Origin of the sequence: Streptomyces sp. NBC_00328 (assembly GCF_036139655.1) — a bacterium.
Classification (GTDB): domain Bacteria; phylum Actinomycetota; class Actinomycetes; order Streptomycetales; family Streptomycetaceae; genus Streptomyces.
Genome location: NZ_CP108013.1, coordinates 7,497,971 through 7,521,162, shown reverse-complemented (window position 1 = coordinate 7,521,162; position 23,192 = coordinate 7,497,971). Strand labels below are relative to the sequence as shown.

At 72.0% G+C, this 23,192-nt stretch carries 20 protein-coding genes and 3 pseudogenes; 15 read left to right on the top strand and 8 right to left on the bottom strand.

Features of this window, described 5'->3' with window-relative positions; translation table 11 throughout:
* Genes OG485_RS32910 through OG485_RS32860 form a run of 11 tightly spaced genes read left to right on the top strand, consistent with a single transcriptional unit; the run spans nt 1 to nt 11,603 of the window.
* Nucleotides 1-1,242, top strand: a complete 1,242-nt coding sequence (locus OG485_RS32910; RefSeq protein ID WP_328672210.1) for a glycosyltransferase — start codon at nt 1-3, stop codon at nt 1,240-1,242.
* A complete protein-coding gene (locus tag OG485_RS32905) occupies nt 1,239-2,474 on the top strand; it encodes a class I SAM-dependent methyltransferase (RefSeq protein ID WP_328672209.1) in 1,236 nt (411 codons plus the stop codon). The genes OG485_RS32910 and OG485_RS32905 overlap by 4 nt, the downstream gene beginning before the upstream one ends.
* Nucleotides 2,471-3,301, top strand: a complete 831-nt coding sequence (locus OG485_RS32900; RefSeq protein ID WP_328672208.1) for a glucose-1-phosphate cytidylyltransferase — start codon at nt 2,471-2,473, stop codon at nt 3,299-3,301. The genes OG485_RS32905 and OG485_RS32900 overlap by 4 nt, the downstream gene beginning before the upstream one ends.
* Entirely contained in the window at nt 3,298-3,945 is a 648-nt protein-coding gene (locus OG485_RS32895) for a PIG-L deacetylase family protein (RefSeq protein WP_328672207.1), read from the top strand. Before OG485_RS32900 ends, OG485_RS32895 begins: the two co-directional genes overlap by 4 nt.
* Nucleotides 3,946-3,948: 3 nt before the next feature.
* Nucleotides 3,949-4,974 (top strand): NAD-dependent epimerase/dehydratase family protein, encoded by a 1,026-nt coding sequence (locus OG485_RS32890; RefSeq protein ID WP_328672206.1) that lies wholly within the window; start codon nt 3,949-3,951, stop codon nt 4,972-4,974.
* Nucleotides 4,962-6,245: a DUF4910 domain-containing protein gene (locus tag OG485_RS32885; protein WP_328672205.1), complete on the top strand. Its 1,284-nt coding sequence runs from the start codon at nt 4,962-4,964 to the stop codon at nt 6,243-6,245. The genes OG485_RS32890 and OG485_RS32885 overlap by 13 nt, the downstream gene beginning before the upstream one ends.
* Before the next feature lie 5 nt (nt 6,246-6,250).
* On the top strand, nt 6,251-7,549 hold the full coding sequence (locus OG485_RS32880) for a hypothetical protein (protein ID WP_328672204.1): 1,299 nt from the start codon (nt 6,251-6,253) through the stop codon (nt 7,547-7,549).
* Nucleotides 7,546-8,493 (top strand): glycosyltransferase family 2 protein, encoded by a 948-nt coding sequence (locus OG485_RS32875; RefSeq protein WP_328672203.1) that lies wholly within the window; start codon nt 7,546-7,548, stop codon nt 8,491-8,493. The genes OG485_RS32880 and OG485_RS32875 overlap by 4 nt, the downstream gene beginning before the upstream one ends.
* Entirely contained in the window at nt 8,490-9,722 is a 1,233-nt protein-coding gene (locus tag OG485_RS32870) for a polysaccharide pyruvyl transferase family protein (protein ID WP_328672202.1), read from the top strand. Before OG485_RS32875 ends, OG485_RS32870 begins: the two co-directional genes overlap by 4 nt.
* Entirely contained in the window at nt 9,719-10,270 is a 552-nt protein-coding gene (rfbC, locus tag OG485_RS32865) for a dTDP-4-dehydrorhamnose 3,5-epimerase (RefSeq protein ID WP_328672201.1), read from the top strand. The genes OG485_RS32870 and rfbC overlap by 4 nt, the downstream gene beginning before the upstream one ends.
* A gap of 7 nt (nt 10,271-10,277) precedes the next feature.
* Nucleotides 10,278-11,603, top strand: coding sequence for a glutamate-1-semialdehyde 2,1-aminomutase (locus OG485_RS32860; RefSeq protein WP_328672200.1), 1,326 nt, complete (start codon nt 10,278-10,280; stop codon nt 11,601-11,603).
* A 181-nt stretch (nt 11,604-11,784) separates the two neighbouring features.
* On the opposite strand, the pseudogene OG485_RS32855 reads toward OG485_RS32860, so the two are convergent.
* Nucleotides 11,785-12,447 (bottom strand): annotated as a pseudogene (locus OG485_RS32855) (phosphatase PAP2 family protein); the annotation flags it as partial.
* A gap of 117 nt (nt 12,448-12,564) precedes the next feature.
* Nucleotides 12,565-14,886: an FdhF/YdeP family oxidoreductase gene (locus OG485_RS32850; protein ID WP_328672199.1), complete on the bottom strand. Its 2,322-nt coding sequence runs from the start codon at nt 14,884-14,886 to the stop codon at nt 12,565-12,567.
* 241 nt (nt 14,887-15,127) lie between these two features.
* On the opposite strand from OG485_RS32850, the gene OG485_RS32845 reads away from it, so the two are divergent.
* Both OG485_RS32845 and OG485_RS32840 read left to right on the top strand, forming a co-directional pair.
* The gene (locus OG485_RS32845; protein WP_328674748.1) at nt 15,128-15,301 is read left to right on the top strand and encodes a GreA/GreB family elongation factor; all 174 of its coding nucleotides are present in this window, start codon (nt 15,128-15,130) and stop codon (nt 15,299-15,301) included.
* Nucleotides 15,267-15,662, top strand: a pseudogene (locus OG485_RS32840) (RNA-guided endonuclease TnpB family protein); the annotation flags it as partial. The gene OG485_RS32845 and the pseudogene OG485_RS32840, both read left to right, overlap by 35 nt.
* A gap of 74 nt (nt 15,663-15,736) precedes the next feature.
* On the opposite strand, the gene OG485_RS32835 reads toward OG485_RS32840, so the two are convergent.
* The 6 genes from OG485_RS32835 to OG485_RS32810 form a co-directional block, all read right to left on the bottom strand.
* Entirely contained in the window at nt 15,737-16,021 is a 285-nt protein-coding gene (locus OG485_RS32835; RefSeq protein WP_328672198.1) for a hypothetical protein, read from the bottom strand.
* A gap of 95 nt (nt 16,022-16,116) precedes the next feature.
* Complete coding sequence (locus OG485_RS32830; RefSeq protein WP_443048958.1) at nt 16,117-16,938, bottom strand: Clp protease N-terminal domain-containing protein; 822 nt, start codon at nt 16,936-16,938, stop codon at nt 16,117-16,119.
* 236 nt (nt 16,939-17,174) lie between these two features.
* On the bottom strand, nt 17,175-18,122 hold the full coding sequence (locus OG485_RS32825; RefSeq protein ID WP_328672197.1) for a family 1 encapsulin nanocompartment shell protein: 948 nt from the start codon (nt 18,120-18,122) through the stop codon (nt 17,175-17,177).
* Nucleotides 18,119-19,153: a Dyp-type peroxidase gene (locus tag OG485_RS32820; RefSeq protein ID WP_328672196.1), complete on the bottom strand. Its 1,035-nt coding sequence runs from the start codon at nt 19,151-19,153 to the stop codon at nt 18,119-18,121. Before OG485_RS32820 ends, OG485_RS32825 begins: the two co-directional genes overlap by 4 nt.
* 142 nt (nt 19,154-19,295) lie before the next feature.
* Nucleotides 19,296-19,940, bottom strand: coding sequence for a DUF1345 domain-containing protein (locus tag OG485_RS32815; protein WP_328672195.1), 645 nt, complete (start codon nt 19,938-19,940; stop codon nt 19,296-19,298).
* Between the two features lie 82 nt (nt 19,941-20,022).
* Nucleotides 20,023-20,508 carry a PaaI family thioesterase gene (locus OG485_RS32810; RefSeq protein ID WP_328672194.1) on the bottom strand — a complete coding sequence of 162 codons (486 nt, stop codon included), beginning with the start codon at nt 20,506-20,508 and terminating at the stop codon, nt 20,023-20,025.
* Between the two features lie 120 nt (nt 20,509-20,628).
* On the opposite strand from OG485_RS32810, the pseudogene OG485_RS32805 reads away from it, so the two are divergent.
* Together OG485_RS32805 and OG485_RS32800 are read left to right on the top strand one after the other, a co-directional pair.
* Nucleotides 20,629-21,084, top strand: a pseudogene (locus OG485_RS32805) (winged helix-turn-helix transcriptional regulator); the annotation flags it as partial.
* Between the two features lie 250 nt (nt 21,085-21,334).
* Nucleotides 21,335-22,711, top strand: a complete 1,377-nt coding sequence (locus OG485_RS32800; protein ID WP_328672193.1) for a diacylglycerol/lipid kinase family protein — start codon at nt 21,335-21,337, stop codon at nt 22,709-22,711.
* Nucleotides 22,712-23,192: the final 481 nt, after the last annotated feature.

The following is a 23,192-nucleotide window of genomic DNA, read 5'->3' as shown; positions in this document are numbered from 1 at the left end:
ATGCACGTCCTCGTGGTGCACAACCGCTACGCCTCGGCGCAGCCGAGCGGGGAGAACAAGGTCGTCGACCAGGAGGTGGCGCTGCTGCGCGAGGCCGGCCACCAGGTCGAGCTGTTCGAGCGGCGCAGTGACGACATCGCCGCCCGGTCGCTGCCGGGCAAGGTGGCGGTACCGCTGCTGGTGCCGTGGAACCCGGCGGTCCGCTCGGAGCTCGCCGCCAGGCTGCGCGCCGACCGGCCGGACGTGGTGCACGTCCACAACGTCTTCCCGCTCCTGTCGCCCGCGGTGCTGGCCGCCTGCGCCGACGCCGGTGTGCCCGCCGTCGCCACGCTGCACAACTACACCCAGGTCTGCCCGCCCGGCACGCTGCAACGGGACGGCCTGCCCTGCACCGAGTGCGTCGGGTCCTCGCCGCTGCCGGCCGTCCGGCACGGCTGCTACCGGGGCTCCCGGCTGGCGACGGTGCCGCTCGCGGTCAGCATGTCGGTCAACCGGCGGCGGTGGTGGACCGGCGTGGAGCGGTTCTTCTGCATCTCGGCGGCCCAGCGCGACGTCCTGGTGGGGGCCGGCATGCCGGCCGGGCGGCTGGCGGTGAAGCACAACTTCGTTCCCGAGCCGGGTGTCCGCCGGGAGGGCGAGGGCGAGCATCTGCTCTATCTCGGCCGGCTCGCGGAGGCCAAGGGCCTACGGCTGCTCATGGCCGCGTGGGACGAGATCGGCGCCGGCGGCGGGGTGGGCGTGCCGCTGGTGGTCGCCGGTACGGGGCCGCTGGAGCGGGAGGTGGCCGCCTGGGCGGCGGACCGGGACGACGTGCGGTACGTCGGCCTGTTGGACCAGGCGGAGTGCCGGAAGGCCATCGCGCGGTCGGTCGCCGTGGTGGCTCCGTCCACCTGGCTGGAGGCGTTCGGCCTGGTGGTCGTGGAGGCGATGGCGGCGGGGGTCCCGGCCGTCGCCGCCGGTCACGGCGCCTTCGTCGAACTCGTCGAGGACGGGGTGACCGGGCTGCTGCACGCGCCGGGCGAGGCCGCCTCGCTCGCGTCCTGCCTGCGCGGGATCGCGGCAGGGACGGCCGCCAACCGGGAGATGGGCCGGGCGGCCCGGCGCCGTTACGAACAGGGCTTCAGCCCGGCCGTCGGGCTGGAGCGCCTGGTGGAGGAGTACCGGACCGCGATCGCGGGACGGTCGGCACATGCTCGCGGCGGGGACACCCGCGCGTTCAAGGGGGATGGGGAAAGTACATGACACGATGCCGACTCTGCGGCTCGCAAGCGACGGCGAGCGTCGTCGATCTGGGGGCGACCCCGCCGTGTGAGAGCTTTCTCGCCGCGGACCAGCTCGACCGGCCGGAGCCCGCGTACCCGCTGCACCTGCGGGTGTGCACCGACTGCTGGCTCGCGCAGATACCTCCGCTGATCGAGCCGGAGGAGACGTTCACGGAGTACGCGTACTTCTCCTCCTACTCGACGTCCTGGGTGGAGCACGCGCGCACGTTCGTCGCCGACGCCGCCCGGCGGGTGGGTCTTCGCCCCGACGCCTTCGTGGTCGAGGTCGCGAGCAACGACGGGTACCTGCTGAAGCACGTGGTGGACCGCGGGATCCGCTGCCTCGGCGTCGAGCCCTCGGTGAACGTCGGCGCCGCGGCCCGGGAGGCGGGTGTGCCCACGCTCACGGCGTTCCTGGACCCGGACACCGGCGCGGCCGTCCGCGCCGAGCACGGCCCGGCGGACCTGGTCGTGGCCAACAACGTGTACGCGCACATCCCCGACGTGGTCGGGTTCACCCGGGGGCTGCGCGCCCTGGTCGCCGACGACGGCTGGGTCTCCATCGAGGTGCAGCACCTGCTGACCCTGATCGAGGAGAACCAGTACGACACGATCTACCACGAGCACTTCCAGTACTACACGGTCGCGTCCGCGATCCGGGCGCTGGCCAGCGGCGGACTCGCGCTCGTGGACGTCGAGTTGCTGCCCACGCACGGCGGCTCCATCCGGCTGTGGGCCCGGCCGGCCGAGGTGGCCGGCGAGCCGAGCGGGAAGGTGGCCGAGGTCCTTGACCGGGAGAAGGCCGCCGGGCTCCAGGACCTGTCCGGCTACACCGAGTTCTCCGGCCGGGTGGCCAAGGTGCGCCGGGATCTGCTGCGGTTCCTCATCGAGGCGGCCGAACGCGGTGAGACGGTCGTCGGCTACGGCGCCCCGGGCAAGGGCAACACCCTGCTCAACCACTGCGGCATCCGGCCCGACCTGCTCGCCTACACGGTCGACCGCAACCCGTACAAGCACGGCAGGTTCACTCCGGGCACCCGCATCCCGATCCTGCCGCCCGAGCGCATCGCCGCCGACAAACCGGACTACGTGCTCGTCCTCCCGTGGAACCTGCGGGACGAGCTCGTCGAGCAGCTGTCCTTCGTCCACGACTGGGGCGGCCGGCTGGTCTTCCCCATTCCGGAACTGAGCATTGTCGAGGTCAAGGCATGAAGGTCGTACTGTTCTGCGGCGGTTACGGGATGCGTATGCGCAACGGGACCTCCGACGACGTGCCCAAGCCGATGGCGATGGTCGGCCCGCGGCCGCTGATCTGGCACGTCATGCGCTACTACGCGCACTTCGGGCACACGGAGTTCATCCTGTGCCTCGGGTACGGGGCGCACCACATCAAGAACTTCTTCCTCAACTACGAGGAGACGACGTCCAACGACTTCGTGCTGCGCGGCGGGCGGACCGAGCTGCTGTCCACCGACATCGCCGACTGGACGATCACCTTCGCGCAGACCGGCATCGAGTCACCGATCGGGGAGCGGCTGCGCCGGGTACGGCACCACCTGGACGGCGACGAGATGTTCCTCGCCAACTACGCCGACGTCCTCACCGACGCCCCGCTGCCGGAGATGATCGACAAGTTCGCCCGGCGTGACGCCGGCGCCTCGATGATGGTGGTGCCGCCGCAGTCCTCGTTCCACTGCGTGGACCTGGGCGACGACGGCCTGGTGGGGGGCATCACCGCGGTGAGCGACATGCCGCTGTGGGAGAACGGCGGCTACTTCGTGCTCCGCCAGGAGGTCTTCGACCACATCCCGGAGAACGGGGACCTGGTCGCCGACGGCTGCGCCCAACTGGCCAAGCGCGGAAGGCTGGTGGCGCACCAGCACCGCGGCTTCTGGAAGCCGACCGACACCGTGAAGGAGCGGGCCGCGCTCGACGACGCCTACACCCGGGGCGAGCGCCCGTGGGCCGTGTGGGAACACGGCGGCATGACGGCGCGGGTACCCGCGGGCCGGGCCGGCGTCACGGCGGGCACCGCGTGATCCGGCTCGGGACCGGGCGCCTGGACCGGATCGTCGCCGTGGGCGCGCACTGCGACGACATCGCCATCGGCGCCGGCGGCACGCTGCTGACGCTGTGCCACGCACGGCCGGGCATCCGCGTCGACGCGCTGGTGCTCACCGGCGGTGGCGGCGAGCGGGAGCAGGAGGAACGGGCCGCGCTCGCCGCCTTCTGCCCCGGCGCCGACCTGCGGCTGACCGTGCACAAGCTGCCGGACGGACGGCTGCCCGCGCACTGGGACGAGGCCAAGCGCGCGGTCGAGGAGCTGCGCGCGGGCACGGAGCCGGACCTCGTCCTCGCCCCGCGCACCGACGACGCGCACCAGGACCACCGCGGTCTGGCGAAGCTGATGACCACCGCGTTCCGCGACCACCTGGTGCTCGGCTACGAGATCGTCAAGTGGGACGGCGATCTCGGCCGGCCGTCGGCGTACCAGCCGCTGTCGCCGGAGATCGCCGAAGAGAAGGTGCGGCTGCTGCAGGAGCACTACCCCTCGCAGCGGCACCGGCCCTGGTACGACCGGGAGGCCTTCCTCGGGCTGGCCCGGATCCGCGGTATCGAAAGCAACGCGCGCTACGCCGAGGCGTTCGCCGTCACCAAACTCACTCTCGACCTGGGGGAATGAACCTTGCGCGTACTGCTGACCGGGCACCAGGGCTACCTGGGCACCGTCATGGCCCCTGTCCTCACGGCCGCCGGGCACGAGGTCGTCGGTCTTGACTCCGGCCTGTTCGCCGACTGCGTGCTGGGCCCGGCGCCCGCCGACCCGCCGGGACCGCGGGTGGATCTGCGCGACGTCACGGCCGACCACGTGGCCGGGGTGGACGCCGTGATCCACCTGGCCGCGCTGTCCAACGACCCGCTGGGGTCGCTGGCGCCGGAACTCACCTACGACATCAACCACCACGCGTCCGTACGCCTGGCCCGGCTGGCCCGCGAGACCGGGGTGCGGCGCTTCCTGTACGCGTCGACGTGCTCGGTCTACGGCGCCGCCGGCGGTGACGACCTGGTGGCCGAGGACGCCCCGCTGCGGCCGGTGACGCCGTACGCGGAGTCCAAGGTGCGGGTGGAGGACGACCTGCACGAGCTGGCCGACGGCGACTTCACCCCGGTGTACATGCGCAACGCCACCGCCTTCGGCTTCTCGCCCCGGCTGCGCGCCGACATCGTGCTGAACAACCTGGTGGGGCACGCCCTCCTGTCCGGCGAGGTGCTCGTGCTCTCCGACGGCACCCCCTGGCGTCCGCTGGTGCACGCCGCCGACATCGCACGGGCCTTCACGGCCGCGCTGACCGCGCCCAGGGAAGCGGTGCACGACCGGGCCTTCAACATCGGCAGCGAGTTCAACAACGTCACGGTCGCCGAGATCGCCGACCAGGTCGCCGAGGCGGTGTCCGGCGCGAAGGTGGTGATCACCGGGGAGAACGGCGCCGATCCGCGGTCGTACCGGGTGGACTTCTCCCGCTTCCGCGCCGCGGTCCCCGGCTTCGACTGCGAGTGGACGGTGAAGCGGGGAGCCCTCGAACTCGCCGACGCCTACCGGGAACACGGGCTGACCCGGGAGAGCTTCGAGCAGCGCTTCACCCGGCTCGCCGTGCTGCGCGCCGCGTCCGACGCCGGCACCGTCGACGACACCCTGCGGTGGCGCCGATGACCGGGCCCGGCGAGGAGATGCACGCGCTGGTGGAGCGGATGTACCCGCTGTGCCGGAGCATCACCGGCGACGGGGTGCGCGCCACCCTGGACATCGTCGGCGAGCACATACCGCTCCAGGTGCACGAGGTGCCGACCGGGACCCAGGTGCTCGACTGGACGGTGCCGCAGGAGTGGAACATCCGGGACGCCTACATCGCCGACAGCTCCGGCAGGCGCGTCGTCGACTTCGCCGCGTCCAGCCTGCACGTGCTCGGCTACAGCATGCCGGTGTCGGCGACCATGCCGCTGTCCGAGCTGCGCGGACACCTGCACACGCTGCCGGACCACCCGGCCTGGGTGCCCTACCGCACCAGCTACTACAAGCCGGAATGGGGGTTCTGCCTGGCCCAGGAGACCCTGGACGCGATGCCGGACGGCGAGTACGAGGTGCGCGTCGACTCCACGCTCGCCGACGGGCACCTCACCTACGCCGAGCACGTGGTCCCCGGGCAGACCGCCGACGAGGTGATCGTCTCCTGCCACGTCTGCCACCCGTCGCTGGCCAACGACAACCTGGCCGGCATCGCCGTGGCGACGTACCTGGCGCGCGCGCTGGCGGAGCAGAACCCGTACTACACCTACCGGTTCATCTTCGCGCCCGGCACCGTCGGGGCGATCACCTGGCTGGCCCGCAACGCGGAGCGGGTGGACCGGGTCAAGCACGGGCTGGTGCTGGCCTGCGCGGGCGACTCGGGCCGACTGACGTACAAGCAGAGCAGGCGCGGCGACGCGGAGATCGACCGGGTGATGCGGCATGTGCTGGCATCCTCCGAACGTCCGCACCAGGTAAAGGAGTTCACCCCGTACGGGTACGACGAGCGGCAGTTCTGCTCGCCCGGGTTCGATCTCGGCGTGGGCTCGCTCAGCCGGACCCCGTACGCCGGCTACCCCGAGTACCACACCTCGGCGGACGACCTGGACTTCGTCTCCCCGGAGGCGATGGCGGACACGCTCGCCGTGTGCCGCGAGGCGTTCGCCGTCCTGGACCGCAACCGGAGCTACGTCAACCTCAGCCCCTACGGCGAGCCGCAGCTCGGCCGGCGCGGGCTGTACGACTCGCTCGGCGGCCGCAGCGACGCCAAGCAGGCCCAGATGGCGATGCTCTGGGTGCTCAGCCTCTCCGACGGCGAGCACACCCTGCTGGACGTCGCGGAGCGCGCCGATCTGCCGTTCGACACCGTCGCCGCCGCGGCCGACGCCCTGCACGGCGCCGAACTGATCAAGGCGTGACGCCGATGACCACCGAGGGGGAGAATCCGCCGGCGACGGCGTCACCGGCCGGGTCCGCCAAGCGGGCCCTGGTCGGCCGGCTGTCCTGGGGGCTGGCCGACCAGGCGGCCTCCAGCGTGAGCAACTTCGCGGTGGGCATCTATGTGGCCCGTTCGCTGGGGGTGACCGCGTTCGGCGTGTTCAGCCTCGCCTGGGTGACGTACGGCGTGGTGCTCAACGTCTCCCGCGGCCTGGCCACCGATCCGCTCACGGTGCGCTTCAGCGGCCCGCCGGGCACGGCCTGGCGCGGGGCGGTGGGCCGCTCGACGGGCACCGCGCTCGGCGTCGGCGGCGCCCTCGGCGTGGTGTGTCTGGTGGCCGGGCTCGGACTCGGCGGCCGGGTCGGGCCCGCGTTCGCCGCCCTCGGTGTCCTGCTGCCGGGGCTGCTGCTCCAGGACGCCTGGCGGTACTCGTTCTTCGCCGCGGGCACCGGGCGGAAGGCGTTCCTCAACGACGTCGTGTGGGGTGTCGCGCTCATCCCCGCCATGGTGGTGGCCGCCCGCGTCGGCACCGTGGCCGCCTTCGTGTTCGCCTGGGGCGCGTCCGCCACGGTGGCCGCGGGCTACGGCTGTGTCCAGTCCGGCATCCGGCCCCGGATGGCCGAGGCGCGCGGGTGGCTGCGCGAACAGCGCGATCTCGGCTACCGGTACCTGGTCGAGAACGTCAGCCTCAGTGGCGCGAGCCAGTTGCGGGCGTACGGGCTCGGCGTGATCGTCGGGGTCGGCGCGGTCGGCGCGGTGCGGGGCGCCGAGCTCCTGCTCGGCCCGTTCCTGGCCGTGCTCATGGGGCTTTCGCTGGTCACCGTCCCGGAGGCGGCGCGGGTACTGCGGCAGGCCCCGCACCGGCTGGGCAGGTTCTGCCTGCTCCTCGGCGGGGGGCAGGCCGTCGGCGCGCTGCTCTGGGGCTCGGCGCTGCTGCTGGTGCCCGGCCGGCTCGGCGAGATGGTGCTCGGCGACGTCTGGCACTCCGCCTCCCAGCTCATCGTGCCGATCAGCCTCGGCGTCGCCGGCGCGGGCCTCGGCACCGGCGCGGCGGCCGGGCTGCGCGCGCTCGGCGCGGCCCGGCGCAGCCTGCGCTGCCAGTTGTTCGCCTCCGCCTGTTACGTCGGCGGCGGGCTCGGCGGCGCGGCCGCCGACGGCGCTGTCGGCTCGGCCTGGGGCGTCGCCGCCGCGACCGTCAGCGGCTCGGCCGTGTGGTGGCTGCAACTACGGTCCGCCCTGCGCGAGCACGCTCAAGAACCGATCCGCGAAGTGAGGACGTCATGACCGCGCAACCCAGGCTGAGCATCGGCCTGCCCGTGTACAACGGCGAGGAGTACCTGGCCGAGTCGTTCGACGCCCTGCTCGGCCAGACCTACGAGGACTTCGAGCTGGTCGTCTCCGACAACGCCTCGACCGACGGGACCGAGGACATCTGCCGCAGGTACGCGGCGAAGGACTCGCGCATCCGGTACCTGCGGCTGCCCCGGAACATCGGCGCCACGCCCAACCACAACCATGTGCTCGCCGAGTCCCGCGGCGAGCTGTTCAAGTGGGCCTCGCACGACGACCTGTACGGCCGGGACCTGCTGCGGGTCTGCGTGGAGGCGCTGGACGAGCGGCCGGAGATGATCCTCGCGCACACCGGCCAGGCGGTCATCGACGGCGACGGCAAGGTGAAGGTCCCCTACGCGTACACGCTCGCCACCGACTCGCCGCACGCGCCGGAGCGCTTCCGCAGCCTGCTCTTCGAGCCCGGCGGCGACGACTTCTACGGGGTGTTCCGGGCCGACAGGCTGCGCCGGGTGAAGCCGATGGACAGCTACCACCACGCGGACCGCACCTACGTCGCCGAGATCACCCTGCACGGGCCCTTCCACCAGGTGCCGGAGCTGCTGTACTTCCGCCGCGACCATCCCACCCGCGCCGAGCGGGCGAACCCGTCCAAGCGCTCGCGGTGCGTCAACCTCGACCCGCGCCGGTCGGGCCCGCTGCACCCGACGCCCCGGCTGCTCGCCGAGTACGTCTGGGGCTTCGTCTCGGCGATCCGGCGGGCGCCGCTGTCCCCGGCCGACCGGCGCGCCTGCTACCGCCACCTGGCCGCGTGGATGACCAGCCGGGTCCGGCCGGGCGCCGGCGAGCGGGTCGAGGACCGCGCCCCGGTCGACCCGGACCGGCTGAGCGTGTCCCTCGACGCCCTGGTCGCCGGCCGTGAGGGGAGGCGGCCGTGACGCCGGCGAAGGGCACTGCGGTGCGCGTCGGCGTGTTCGGCCTGCTCGGCTCCGGCAACCTCGGCAACGACGGGTCGCTGGAGGCCGTGCTCGGGTACCTGCGGGACAGGCACCCGGAGGCGGCCGTGGACGCGCTGTGCGGGGGGCCCGAGGCCGTCACCGCCCGGTACGGGATCCCCGCGACGCGGCTGCACTGGTACCGCGGCGAATACCGGACCGCCTCGCGTGCGGGCGCGATCGTGGGGAAGGGCCTGGGCAAACTCGTCGACGTCTTCCGCACCGCCTCCTGGGTGCGCCGGCACGACGTGGTGATCGTCCCGGGCATGGGCGTCCTGGAGGCCACGCTGCCGCTGCGGCCGTGGGGCTTCCCGTACGCGCTGTTCCTGCTCTGCGCGAGCGGCCGGCTGCTGCGCACCCGGGTCGCGCTCGTCAGCGTCGGGGCCGCCGAGATCCGCAACCGGCCGACCCGGGCCCTGGTGCGCTGGTCGGGGCGGCTGGCCGCGTACCGGTCCTACCGGGACGCCCAGTCCCGTGACGCGATGCGGGCGATGGGCGTGGACACCGCGCGCGACAAGGTCTACCCGGACCTCGCGTTCTCCCTGCCCGCGCCGCGGTCGGGCGAGCCCTCGGGTGCGCCGGGCCCTGTCTGCGTCGGGGTCATGGACTTCCACGGCGGCAACGACGACCGCGCCCGGGCCGAGGAGATCTACCGGCGCTATCTCGACGGGACGACCCGGTTCGTGCGGACGCTGGTCGAGGAGGGCAGGCCGGTCCGGCTCCTCACCGGCGACACCTGCGACGCGTCGGTGGTCGCCGCGATCCTCGACGCGGTGGACTCACCGCTGGTCACCGCCGCCGAACCGGCCTCGCTGGCCGACCTGATGCACGAGATGGCCGCCGCCGACACGGTGGTGGCGGTCCGGTACCACAACCTGATCTGCGCGCTGAAGACCGGCACACCGGCGCTCGCGCTCAGCTACGCGGCGAAGAGCGACGCGCTCATGGAGGGAATGGGTCTCGGCGCGTACTGCCACCCGGCGCGCGAGGTGGACGCCGACCGACTGCTCGAACAGTTCCGGGCGCTGGAGAAGCGATCGGCGGAACTGCGGCGGACCCTCGCCGAGCGCAACCAGGCCGCCGCCCGGCAACTGGACGAGCAGTTCTCCGAGTTGACCGCGACCCTGTTCCCGGCGACCGACCACGCCCACGCCCAGCGGGAGACCCGATGAAAGCGACCGAAGTACCGGCGATCGCCGGCGCTTACCTGTTCGAGCCGACACCGTTCGCCGACGAGCGCGGCTTCTTCAGCCGCACCTTCGACGCCGACGTGGTCCGCTCGGTGGGCCTCGACCCGGACGCCTTCATCCAGGACAGCCTGTCCCGTTCGGTCCGGGGCGTGCTGCGCGGTCTGCACCTGCGCTCCGGCGCGGGCGAGGCCAAGCTGGTGCGGTGCTCGTACGGAAGGATCTTCGACGTCGTCGTGGATCTGCGGACGGACTCGCCGACGTACCGCAACGTGGCCACCTTCGAGCTGTCCGGCGAGACGCAGGTCTCCCTGTACATCCCGGCGGGGTGCGCGCACGGCTTCCAGTCGCTGACCGGGACCGCCGACACCTCCTACCGGATCGACCGCCCGCACGATCCGGCCGAGGACGTGACGATCGCCTTCGACGACCCGGAACTCGCCATTCCCTGGCCGCTGCCGGTCACATCGATGTCCCAACGGGACCGGGAGGCACCGAGCCTCGCCGAGGTCCTGAAGCACGAAGAGAGTTGAGGTCCCCGTGGACACCGAAGAGCTTCACCTGCCCCTGTCGCGGACAGCCAACGAGCGGCTGCACGCCATGATCCCCGGGGGCGCGCACACCTACGCCAAGGGCGACGACCAGTACCCCGACAACCTGGCCCCGGTCATCAGCCACGGCAGCGGTGCCCACGTATGGGACATCGACGGAAACCGTTACATCGAGTACGGCTCCGGCCTGCGGTCGGTCAGCCTCGGTCACGCGCACCCCCGTGTGATCGAGGCGGTACGGCGGGAGCTCGACCGCGGCTGCAACTTCGTCCGGCCGTCCATCGTGGAGGTCGCGGCCGCGGAACGCTTCCTGGCCACGGTGCCGACCGCCGAGATGGTGAAGTTCGCGAAGAACGGCTCCGACGCCACCACCGCCGCGGTGCGCCTCGCCCGGGCCGCCACCGGGCGTACGCGGGTGGCCATCTGCGCCGACCATCCGTTCTTCTCCGTCGACGACTGGTTCATCGGCACCACGCCGATGTCCGCGGGTATTCCGGCGGAGACCAACGAGCTCACCGTGACGTTCCCCTACGGGGACCTGGCCGCCACGGAGGAGCTGCTCAACCGGTACCCGGGGGACGTCGCCTGCCTGATCCTCGAACCCGCCGCCCAGACCGAGCCGCCACCCGGGTACCTCGCCGGTCTGCGCGAACTGGCCGACCGGTACGGCTGCGTCCTGGTCTTCGACGAGATGATCACCGGCCTGCGCTGGTCCGAGGCGGGCGCCCAGGGCCTGTACGGCGTCGTCCCCGACCTCTCCACGTTCGGCAAGGCGCTGGGCAACGGGTTCGCCGTCTCCGCGCTGGCCGGGCGCCGCGAGCTGATGGAGATGGGCGGGCTGCGTCACTCCGGCGAGCGGGTGTTCCTGCTGTCCACCACGCACGGCGCGGAGACACACTCCCTGGCGGCCTCGATGGCCGTGCTCACCACCTATGCCGAAGAGGGCATCACCGCGCGGCTGCACGCCCTCGGCGAGCGGCTCGCCGCCGGGGTCCGGGAGGCCGCGGCCACGATGGGCGTCGGCGACCACGTCGTCGTCCGGGGCCGGGCCAGCAACCTGGTCTTCGCCACCCTCGACGAGAAGGGGCAGCCGTCGCAGGAGTACCGCACCCTGTTCCTGCGCCGGCTCCTCGCGGGCGGGGTGCTGGCCCCGTCGTTCGTGGTGAGCAGCGCGCTCGACGAAGCCGACATCGATCGGACCGTGGACGTGGTGGCCCAGGCATGCGCGGTGTACCGCAAGGCACTGGACGCCGGCGATCCGGGCCCCTGGGTGGCCGGACGGCCGGTGAAGCCCGTGTTCCGCCGCGAGGTGTGACATGAGGTGAGGTGACATGGCCTCAGCGCACCTCCCGGCGACCGGTGCCGGCCGGCGGACCGGTCGTCCGGCCCGCCATCCGGTCGGCCCGCCGGTCCGTTGACGGATCGGCTCTCCGGTCCGCCGTGCGGCCGTCCGGCCGTTCCTTCGTCCCGTCGGTCCGGCGGTCCGCCATCGGGCCGGCCGGCCGGTCGGTCATCCGGTCCGCCGTCCGGTCGACCAGCCACGCGGCCGCCGGGACCACCGCCAGCGCGGTGCACCAGCCGCCGAGGGCGTCGGTCGGGTAGTGCGCGCCGAGTGCGACCTGCGCCCAGCCCATGGCGGCGCCGGCGGTCAGCGCCGCGCCCAGCATCAGTGCGGTGCCGGCGGTCCTGCCGAGGCCGAGCCGGCCGGCCGCCGTCAGCGCCGCCACGAGGGCGAGCGCGGTGGCGAAGGCGGTGTGCCCGCTCGGGTAGGACAGGTTCCCGCCGCCGTGAATGGTGCGTCCCACCAGGGACTTGAGCAGCGTCGCCGCGACCACGGCCGCGGCGGCGCCGGTGGCGACGAGCGCCGCCGCGCGGGGGCGCCGAAGGAGCAGACAGCCCGCCATGAGGGTCACGACCAGTGCCGTCGCCCCCGCGGGCTCCCCCAGGAAGTCCAGCGCCAGGGCTACGTGCCGCCACGGCGAGCCCACGTCGTACGCCGCTGTCCCGATCCGCGCGTCCACCGGGCCGGGCTCGCTGTCGCCGGCGTACAGGACCCCGAGCGCGAGGACCGTCAACGCGGCGAGGACCGCGGTCAGCCCGAGCTGCAATCGGAGCGCCGGGGGCACCACGGCGGCTTCCGCCCGACGCCAACTCCCCACCGACGCACCCCCGTTGTGTCCGGCTCGGCCCGAACGCGAGCCTTTGTCACCCTAACCAACAACGCGGCCGCGGCGCACGGCCGTCGAAGGCTCCGCGAGTCAACACTTGGCGAAGTCTCAAACGCCCCGGCCGGACGGCTCGATGGTGACCTTGACGTGTTTCATCAACGGCTGGTCGCTCTGGACGCTGTAGTCGCCGATCGCGCAGAGCACGTTCATCTCCGGCATGTAGCCGGCCGCGCAGCCGCGGGGGATGTCGTACGGGACGGCCAGATAGCCGTCGAGACTGCGGTGGCTTCCGTCCTTGGCGGTGCTGACGATCTCGACCGGGGTGAATTCGGAGATGCCGCGTTCGCGCATGTCGTCCTCGTTCATGAAGACCAGTGTGCGCAGGTTCTTGATGCCCCGGTAGCGGTCGTTGTCCGAGTAGATCGTGGTGTTCCACTGGTCGTGGGACCGCATCGTGCCGAGCGCCAGGGTGCCGGGCTCGGGGATCACGTCGGGCAGGGGGGCGGCGGAGAACTCGGCCAGGCCCGACGGGGTGAGGAAGACCAGTTCGCGGGCGGGCTGTTTGATCCGGAACCCCAGCGGCAGGCGCACGCGGCGGTTGCAGTCCTCGAACCCGTCCAGGACCTTGGCCATCGTGTCGCGGATGCGGTCGTAGTCCTCGATGTACCACTCCCACGGGGTGGCGCTGTCCGGGAGGGCGGCGCGCGCGATGCCGGCGATGACGGCGGGCTCGGACAGCAGGTGCTTCGAGGCGGGGCGCTTCATGCCGACGGACAGGTGCACCATGCTCATCGAGTCCTCGACCGAGGTGCTCTGGACGCCGCCGCGCTGGTGGTCCTTCTCGGTCCTGCCCAGGCACGGGAGGATGAGCGCCCGGCGGCCGTGCACGAGGTGGCTGCGGTTGAGCTTGGTGCTCACCTGGACGGTGAGGTCGCAGTTGCGCAGGGCCGCGTAGGTGTACGGGGTGTCGGGCGCGGCGAGGGCGAAGTTGCCGCCCATGCCGACGAACACCTTCACGTCGCCGCGGTGCATGGCCCGGATGGTGGCCACGGTGTCCATGCCGTGCTCGCGGGGCGGGTCGATCCCGCAGACCTCGGCGAGCCGGACCAGGAACTCCTCGTCCGGCCGGTGGTCGATGCCGCACGTCCGGTTGCCCTGGACGTTGCTGTGCCCGCGCACCGGTGACGGACCGGCGCCCTCGCGGCCCAGATTGCCGCGCAGCAGAAGGAGGTTGACGATCTCCCGCACGGTGTCGACGCCGTGTTCGTGCTGGCTGACACCGAGGCACCAGCTGATGATGGAGCGGTCGGCGTCTCGGTACACGCGCGCCGCCTTGAGGATGCCGTCCCGGCTGACCCCGGACTGCAGCTCGATGGCGTCCCAGGGGGTGGCCTCGCACACCGCGCGGTACTTGTCGAAGTAGGCCGTATGACGGTCGATGAACTCCTGGTCCAGGGCCTTCGGATCCGTTCCGGACTGCTCCAGGATCGCCTTGGCCATGCCCCGCAGGAGCGCCATGTCCCCGCCGATGCGCGGCTGGAGGTTCAGGGTGCTGGTCCGGGTGGACTTGAGGACGGCCATGTCCGTGAAGTCGTGCGGAACGATGGTCCGGGTGGCGGCCGCCTCGACCAGGGGGTTGATGTGGACGATCTGGGCGCCGCGGTGGTAGGCCTCGGCCAGGGCGGTGAGCATCCTGGGCGCGTTGGAGGCGGCGTTGACGCCCAGGACGAACAGGGCGTCGGTGGTCTCCCAGTCCTTGAGGTCCGCGGTCCCCTTGCCGGTGCCGAGCGAGGCCGTCAGGGCCCGGCCGCTGGCCTCGTGGCACATGTTCGAGCAGTCGGGCAGGTTGTTCGTGCCCAGTTCGCGGGCCAGCAGCTGATAGAGGAACGTGGCCTCGTTGCCGAGGCGCCCCGACGTGTAGAAGGAGGCCTGGCCGGGCTCGTCGAGTTCACGCAGGGTGCGGCCGGCGAGTTCGAACGCCTCGCGCCAGCTCACCGGCACGTAGTGGTCCGACTCCGGGTCGTAGGCCATCGGTTCGGTCAGCCGGCCCTGGTCCTCCAGGTCGTAGTCGCTCCAGCCGGACAGCTCGGTCACCGAGTGCGCGGCGAAGAACTCACGGCCGACCCGCTTGCCCGTCATCTCCCAGGTGACGTGCTTGATGCCGTTCTCGCAGATGTCCAGGTGCAGGCCCTTGGTGTCGTCGGGCCACGCGCATCCGGGACAGTCGAAGCCCGTGTTCTCGTGGTTCATGCGCATGATCGCGCGGGGGCCGTCCACGAGGACGCGTTCGCGCACGAGGAACCGGCTCACGCTCTTGGCCGCACCCCAGCCGGCGGCCGGGTGATGGTACGGATGGAATTCCGGTTCGCCCCGCGGGTCGGGGCCCACATGGGGTACCCGGCCGTCCTGTCCGTTCTGGGATGCGTTCAAGAGTCTCACCGAGCTCAAGGTCTCACCGAGCTAGCACTGGGGTCGCCTTCCGTGGTTCGCGGCGTGCTTGCGGCGGCTCTTCTTCTTCCGGCGTCGCTTCGAGGACATGGGGACCTCCCTCACTCGCTCGCAGGACAGCACGAAGCGTCCTGAACTCCGGTGCCCCACGATTCCACACATCACATAGCGCCGCGATCCGACCCAATAGCTCACAGAAGCACGCAGAAATACTGAAAGCGCCCTGACCGCGGTACTGGACCGCACGCTCGTCACGGCCGGCAGCCCGCTCGGACACGCTCTCCTCGGCCACCGGGCAGGAGACACCGTGGACTTGCAGGCACCCGAAGGGCCCCGGAGCACGGTCGTGGTCTCCCTGGGCCCACATCATCTCCAAGACGATCGTGACCGAGGCTGAACGCACCGGACGCGGCCTGTCCCTCGAAGAACTCAAGGGCATCCGCAACCGGGTACGGCTCCGCAAGCCCCAACGGGTCGCACTCCACTCCTGGGCCTTCGCCCAGCTCGGAGACTTCATCGTCTACAAGGCCGAGCGGGCCGGGGTACCCCTGGTCTTCGTCGATCCCGCGTACACGTCGCAGACGTGCGCCGAGTGCGGCCACGTCGACAAGCGAAACCGTGTCGACCAGGGGCTTTTCATCTGCCGGGGGTGCGGGGTCGTTGCCCACGCCGACCGGAATGCTTCCCACAACATCGCCACCCGTGGCGCTGCTGTGTGGAATGCGGGGCGTGAGTCACGCGTCCCTGCCACCTCATAGGGGTGTCTGAACGGAGGAGTCCACCCCAGCAGCCAGCTGGGCACTACCTCCAAGTCCGGTCCTTCAGGGCCGGGTCAAGTTGACTCCCCGTAACTGGAGGGCGGATAGGGGGCCCTGGTGCGGCGGGTGACATGGCCCGTGGGGATCCGGCCGGAGCCCACCTCCAGGTCGATCTCCACGCGCTCGCGCCGGTATTCGGCTTCGGGATCCTCCATGGGCCCGCCGAGCAGACCGGCTTCGCGCCGCTCACGGACCGTACGTGCGTGGAGTTCGTCGTCGTCGCTCCGCAGGGGCATTCCCCTGTTGTGGGCGTGCTCCGGATCGCCTTCGACAGCCCGGTTGGACTTGTGGTGCGTCATGCGCAGCCTCCTCAAACGACTACCCGGCGTCTCGCACGCCCGGGCACGTCCCTCGGTCTCAGGAGTCCTCCGTCCCGTCCTTCGTCGTGCGTCGGTCAGTCGCCGCCTGTGTCGCCGGCGGGCACCGCGCTCCCCCGCTCCGCCTCCGCTCCGTCACCCGAAGGTCCGCCGTCCGGGGCACTGTTGCCCCCGGCGCCCTTGCGCACGGTGCAGCGCACGGAGCCGTCCCGGTCGTCGGCGACGATCGTGTCGCCGGGTTCGGCCTCGCCGCCGAGCAGCAGCCCCGCGATGCCGTTGTCGAGCTCCGTCCGGATCGTGCGCCTCGGCGGGTGGGCACCGAACTCCGGTTGATGGCCGTGGGCGACCAGCAGCTTCTTGGCCGCCTCGGTCACCTCCGGCTTCATGCCCTGCGCGCGCACCCGGCGTTCGCTCCGGCCGAGGAGATGCTCGACGATCTGCACGAGATCGTCCTCCCCCAGGGCGGCGAGGATGTGCTCGGGGCCGATGCAGTACACCCCGGCCGCCTGCGAGCGGGCGTACGCGGCGGCGAGGGTGCGCTTGGCCGCCGGGGTCAGCCCCGGCTCCGAGGACGGTTCGCCGCTCTCCCGGGGGAGGACCTCGGCCGGCTGCGCGGCGAGCGCGTCGGGGTCCAGCTCCGCGCGGGCCAGCAGGGAGCGGGCGGGTTCCACCTTCGTGGCGGCCCACAGCAGGTGCTCCGTGTCGAGATCCGATGTCCCGTCCTGCTGGGCCTGCTGTGCGGCCAGGTTCAGAAGTTCCTGCGAGGACTCCGTCAGCAGCCGTCCGGTGGGCACACGCTGCACCGCCGGAGGAGACGACGCGGGCGACATCCCGAAGAAGCGGTTCAGCAGTTCACCGAAGGGGTCGGACGAGCCGAAACCGTAGGACGACATCGACATGGACAGCTCCCGGTGCGGAACGAGTCCTTCCACCATTTCGCGGCACCTATTGCTCCGCAACCGGAGCGAGCATCCGTGCCGTTAACGGCCTGGCCTGCGACTTTTCCCCGGAGAAGGGGGAACTCGCCGAGGGGAAGGGGGTGTTGGCGAATGCCGGAAAACGGATACGGTCCGGCCCTCGGACCCCCCGCGCGTAAGGCCGCCCCGCCCGGGGAACGCTCGCGCCCCCGGCGGGATCAGCCCCCGCCCCTGCCCGCGTCTCTGTCCGTGTCCGCGCCCATGTCCATGTCCATGTCCATGTTCGTGTCCAGGTTCGTGTCGGTGTTCGTGTCGGTCCACGGGTCGAGTGCCACGACGGCCTCGTCCGTGTGGACGAGGAACGTCAGGGTCTGCCGGAAGTACAGGTCGATGCCGATGGCGTCGTGGGCGGTGTAGCCGATGGCGAGATCGTCGCCGAGGCGCAGTTCGTAGTCGCCGCCCCGGGTGGTGAGCAGGAAGGCCCCCTCGACGGCGGGGGCCCAGATCAGCCGGCCGTCCAGCAGCCGGCCGAGGTGGGCGGCGACGGGGTAGCCGTGGTCGGAGGTCTCGCTGACCGCCGTGTACGCCTCGGCGCCCAGCAGCAGCGCGTACGGGCCCTGCACACCGGCCAGCCGCAGGGTGCTCAGCGCGTGGCTGACGGCGTCGGGGAAGTCGCGAGGCTCCGCGGGGAGGCGGAGCACCGGGTTGGAGGTACGGGCGCGAAGACCGTCGACACCGGCCGCCGTGTAGCCGTTGAACACGGTCTGGTCCTCGGCGAAGGCCATGGTGCGGGCCGCGTCCTTGACCGGCTGCCAGTCGGAGTCCTTGGCGCCCCGGTCCACGTCGTCGACGGCGTCACGGCTCACCCGGAACGGCACCGTCAGCTCGACCAGGGGCTGAACCCGGCGCAGCCGGGCCGCGACACCGGGTGACGGTCCGTCGATGCGGGACAGGTGGCCGGTCCCCACGGCGGCGAGTGCGGGGCCCTCGGGGCCCGTGACGTCCACGACACGGCGGCCGGCGAGATTGCGCCGGAACGTGCGGCGCGCCTCGTCCTCGATCTCGTTCCACGCGGCGGGCGTGATGGGCGCGAGTTCCCGGTGCAGGTTGCCGGTCCCGGCGGTGGTGGCCCTGTCCGTGGCGGTGGCGTCGGGTGCGGTCGTCATGTTCGGACTCCTTTGAGGCTGCCGATCCCCAGCGAGCCGGCCGCCACCGCGCGCTCGTCGGCGGCGGCCGGGTCAGCCGCGGGCTCGTCCTCCTCCCGCTCGCCGGGGGCGGCGGGGAGGTCGTCGAGAAAGCCGGCGGGCGGCACATGGAAGAGGCATCCGGTGATCGCGGTCGAGAAGTCGAGGATGCGGTCGTGCGAGGCCCGGCCGTCTCCGAGGAACATGTTGCGCAGCATCCGCTCGGTCACCTCGGGGGTGCGGGCGTAGCCGATGAAGAAGGTGCCGAACTCGCCCTCGCCCAGGGTGCCGAACGGCATGTTCTCCCGCACGATCTTGCGTTCGCGGCCGTCCTCGCCGGTGATGGTGTTGAGCGCGACATGGGAGTCGGCCGGTTTGACGTCGTCGGGGAGTTCGGTGTTGGCGAGCTTCGTGCGCCCGATGACCCTCTCCTGCTCGTCCGACGGCAGGGCGTTCCATGTCCGCAGGTCGTGCAGGTACTTCTGGACGATCACGTAACTGCCGCCGGCGAAATCGGGGTCCTCGTCGCCGATGAGCACGGCGTCGGCGGCCGTCGGCCCTTCGGGGTTCTCGCTGCCGTCGACGAAGCCGAGCAGGTCGCGGTCGTCGAAGTACTTGAATCCATGGACCTCGTCGACCACCGTGACGGCGCCGTCCAGCCGTTCCATGATCAGCCGGGCCAGTTCGAAGCAGAGGTCCTCGCGGCGGGCCCGCAGGTGGAACAGGAGGTCTCCCCGCGTGGCCGGGGCCCGGTGGCGTCTGCCCGTCAACTCCACGAACGGGTGCAGCTCTTGGGGGCGGGGCCCGCTGAACAGCCGGTCCCAGGCCGCCGATCCGACGCCGACGACACAGCCGAGTTCGCCGTCCGGTGCCCGGAAGGAGACGGAGCGGCGCAGTCCGGAGACGTCCTCCAGCAGACCGCGGATCGTGTCCTCGTGCCCCGGCGTGACGGTGACCACGAGGAACACGGTGGCCCTGGCCGGTCGGGAGATCACAGCCTGTGGCTCGGCCAAGAGTCGGCCTCCTCGGGGGACGCGGAGGTGTCCGTCGCGATGGACGCTGAGGTGTCCCGTCGCGCACGGACCGGTCGGTACTTCCCCATCCTGCTTCGTCGCGGGACAAACCGCACCAGAACGGATCGCGTCCGCGGTGGTGTCAGCCGCTCACGAGTCCGACGACGACATTGATGGCCGTCGCGAGAATGCTGGTGCCGAACACGTACGACAGGAGGCAGTGCCTCAGCACGATCGAGCGGATCCGCGGGCTGGAGACGCTGGTGTCGGACACCTGGTAGGTCATCCCGAGGTTGTAGCTGAAGTAGAAGAAGTCGCGGTACGCCGGCGGGTCGTCCGTGTTGAAGTCGATGCCGCCGTTCGCCTCGTAGTACACGTAGGCGTAGCGGGTGGCGTACATCAGGTGCAGCGCGGCCCAGGCCAGGAACACTCCGCACAGGGCGGTCACGGCCCCCGCGTGGCCCTGGTCGGACCGGCTGCCGCGCAGGAGCAGCAGCACGATGGCGCACAGCCCGCACAGGGCGACCGCGACCACCACGAGTTCGTCGGCCAGGGGGCGGAAGTCCTCGCGGCGCGCGATGTCGCGGGTGGCCGTGGCCGTCATCGGCCACAGCACCGCCCAGCCCGCCAGGACGAAGGACAGTTCCGTCGCCGCGATCCCGACGAGCGAGCCCAGGAAGACGTCGTTCGAGAGCCCGACGGCCACGCCGACGACGGCACCGAGGATGACCGCGACGATCAGGCGCGGCACGGCGTCCAGGGGCAGTCCGGGCAGGCTGGTCCTCATACGCCGCCACGGTATCCCCGGCGGCACCCGTCGGCCCGGTGGAACCGCGGCGGGCGGCGTCAGGACAGGGAGCAGCCGCGGGTCAGACGGGGAACAGCAGACAGCTGCTGGTGGTGTGGGCGAGCAGCCGGCCGCCCGCGTCGAAGAGCTCCGCCTGGGCGAGGGCCGTACGGCGGCCGCTGTTGAGGACGGTGCCGACCGCGCGGATCCGGCCGGTGTCCACGGTGACCGGCCGCAGGAACTTCACGTTCAGGTCGAGCGAGGTGTAGCCGGTGCCCCGGGGCAGCACGGACTGCACCGCGCAGCCCGCGGCGGAGTCCAGCAGGGTGGCGTAGACGCCTCCGTGGACGCTTCCGATGGGGTTGTAGTGCTCCTCCCCCGCGACCAGGGAGAAGACCACCCGGCCGTGCTCGACCTCGTCGAGGGTCATGCCCACGGTCGCGGAGATCGGCGGCGCGGGGAGCCGGCCGGCCTGCATCTCGCGGAGGAATTCGAGCCCGCTGTACCGGGCGACGGCCGCCGCGCAGACGGCCGGGTCCTCCCAGTCGTACGTACGAGACCTGCCCATGGTTCTCCCACTCTCCCGCTTCGCCCCTCTGACTCTGCTTTTCGAAGCCAGCCGGTACGACAGAAGCTAGTCAGCACCACACCTGGCTGTCAATCTCCTAGTCAGCCTACGATGGGGCGCATGACGTGGCTCGACACCAGTACCGAGAACTGCACGGTCCAGCGGACCCTCGACCTGATCGGCGAGAAGTGGTCGATGCTGGTCCTGCGGGACGCGATGAACGGCGTACGGCGCTTCGACGACTTCCGGCGCCATGTCGGGCTCTCCGAGAGCGTGCTGGCGGACCGGCTGCGGAAGCTGGTCGCGGCCGGGATCCTGGACACCGTGCCGTACAGCGAGCCCGGCAGCCGCACCCGGCACGAGTACCGGCTCACCCGCAAGGGCTGGGAGCTGTGGCCCGCCATGATCGCCCTCAAGCAGTGGGGAGACCGCTACACGGCCGACCCCGAGGGGCCGCCGCTGGAGGTCGTGCACGCGGACTGCGGCGAGCAGGTGCGCGCGGCGGTCGTGTGCGGAGCCGGGCACGGCGAGCTGATCCCGCCGCAGGCGCGTACCCGCCCCGGCCCGTCGGCGCGGCGGGCGGATCCCGCCGCCCTCCCGGCCCCCGGGCGGGGAACGGGAGGAAGCGCGCGCCAGGAAACGGACCGGGACACAGGCCGCCTCGTGGCCCCGGAGCCCGGCTCGTGACAGCGTGACCCTGTGAGGGCTGTCCCGGCGGGTCGGACATGGACGTCCGCAGCCCGGGCATCCGGTTCGCGTGAACGGCGCGGGGGTGCCCTCCCGGACGGCGACCGCGGTGCCGGACGGACCGACCGGTGGAGGAACGATGAGCACGGAGACGGGGCCGCCGGCCAGAGAACGATGGGCGGCGCGAGCTTCCCTGTCGGCGGCGGCGCTCGCCGTGGCGCTGCCGCTCGCCTTCGGGGGCGTACGCGGCTTCCTGCTCCTGCTCGCCGCTGCCGCCGCCATGGCCGTCGCGGCGGCGGCAGTGTGGTGGATGCTGACCCGGCGGGGCCCGCTGCGCTGGATCGCCGGACTGCTCGCGGTCCTCCTCCCGCTCGCCGCCGTCGTGGTCCTCGCGCTGACCCTGCTGTGGACCCTGCTGCTGTCCCCGGTGCTGTGGATCACCGCCGTGTGGTGCGGCCGTTACGCGCTGCGCAGCGCCCGCGGCCGGGTCCGGCCCATGAAGGAGCACCGCACCCCGCCGCCGCAGAAGCCGTTCGTCCTGATGAACCCCCGCTCCGGCGGCGGCAAGGTGGAGCGGTTCGGACTCGTGGAGAAGGCCGAGCGGCTCGGCGCCCGGGTCGTGCTCCTCGACCCGGAACAGCACCAGGACGTCACGGAACTGGCCCGGCAGGCGGTCGCCGACGGAGCGGACCTGCTGGGCGTCGCGGGCGGCGACGGGACGCAGGCGCTCGTCGCGGCCGTGGCCGCCGAACACGGGCTGCCGTTCCTCGTCGTCTCGGCCGGCACCCGCAACCACTTCGCCATGGACCTCGGACTCGACCGCGACGACCCCGCCACCTGCCTGGACGCGCTGACGAACGGGGTCGAACTGCGGGTGGACCTCGGCTTCGCCGGGACGCACCCGTTCGTCAACAACGCCTCGTTCGGCGCGTACGCGGCGGTCGTCCAGGATCCCGCCTACCGGGACGACAAGATCGGCACGATCCTGGAACTCCTTCCGGATCTGCTCACCCGCCAGCGCGGACCCGAGCTGACCGCCCACGCCGCCGGCACGACCCTCGTGGCACCGCAGGCGGTGCTGGTGAGCAACAACCCCTACCGCACCGACGATCCGGCGGGTCTCGGACGGCGCGAGCGGCTGGACACGGGGCAACTCGGCGTTCTCGGCGTCAAGGTGGACAGCGCGGTCGAGGCCGCCGCCCTGCTGCTCTCCCCCGCCCCGCAGGGCCTGTCCGTCCTCACGGCGCGCGAGGTGGTCGTGACCGCCGACAGCGCAGAACTGGAAGCCGGTGTCGACGGCGAGGCCATGGTCCTGTCCACCCCGGTGCGCTGCCGCGTCGAACCGGGCGTGCTGCGCGTCCGGGTCCCGAAGAAGCGTCCGGGCGTGCCCACGGTCCAGCCCGCCCTGGACTGGCGCCGGCTGATGGCCATGGCCCTGCTCGTGAGCCGCACGGCCGGCGTGCACCGCCCCGGCCACGGACCGGGACATCGCCGTCCGGGTCGGCCCGTTCGTTGAGCGCGCACCCGCGACCGGGTGACGACCACGGGCCCGACGTGAACGCCGTCGCCCTGCAACACCCGACGGCTCGTACACGCCCTACGGCGCCCACTATCGGCGGCTGGGCTGGCTGCGCTGCGAGACGGCCGACATCCTCGGTGCGTGGGATCCGGCCTACGAGCCCCTCACCCACGCCGCGGCGGGCCTGGACCTCCCCGACGACGTCGGCATGGCCCCGGCGAACTGCGCGTCCACGTCGAAGCGCGCCGCGGCGATGGCACCGGATACACGGTGCTCCGCCTCGGCCCCTACAACCAGACCTGGCTCGCCGACCACGACGCCGACCGCCTCAACACCGAGCTGGCGGGCAAGGCGGCCACTGTCGTCCCCGGCTTCACGGTCATCGCGAAAGCCGCGCCGTTCGACGTCAGCGACCACGAGAGCTACGACGACCCGCTGAACAGCTCTGGACCCCAGCGCCGACGACGCGGCGGAACTC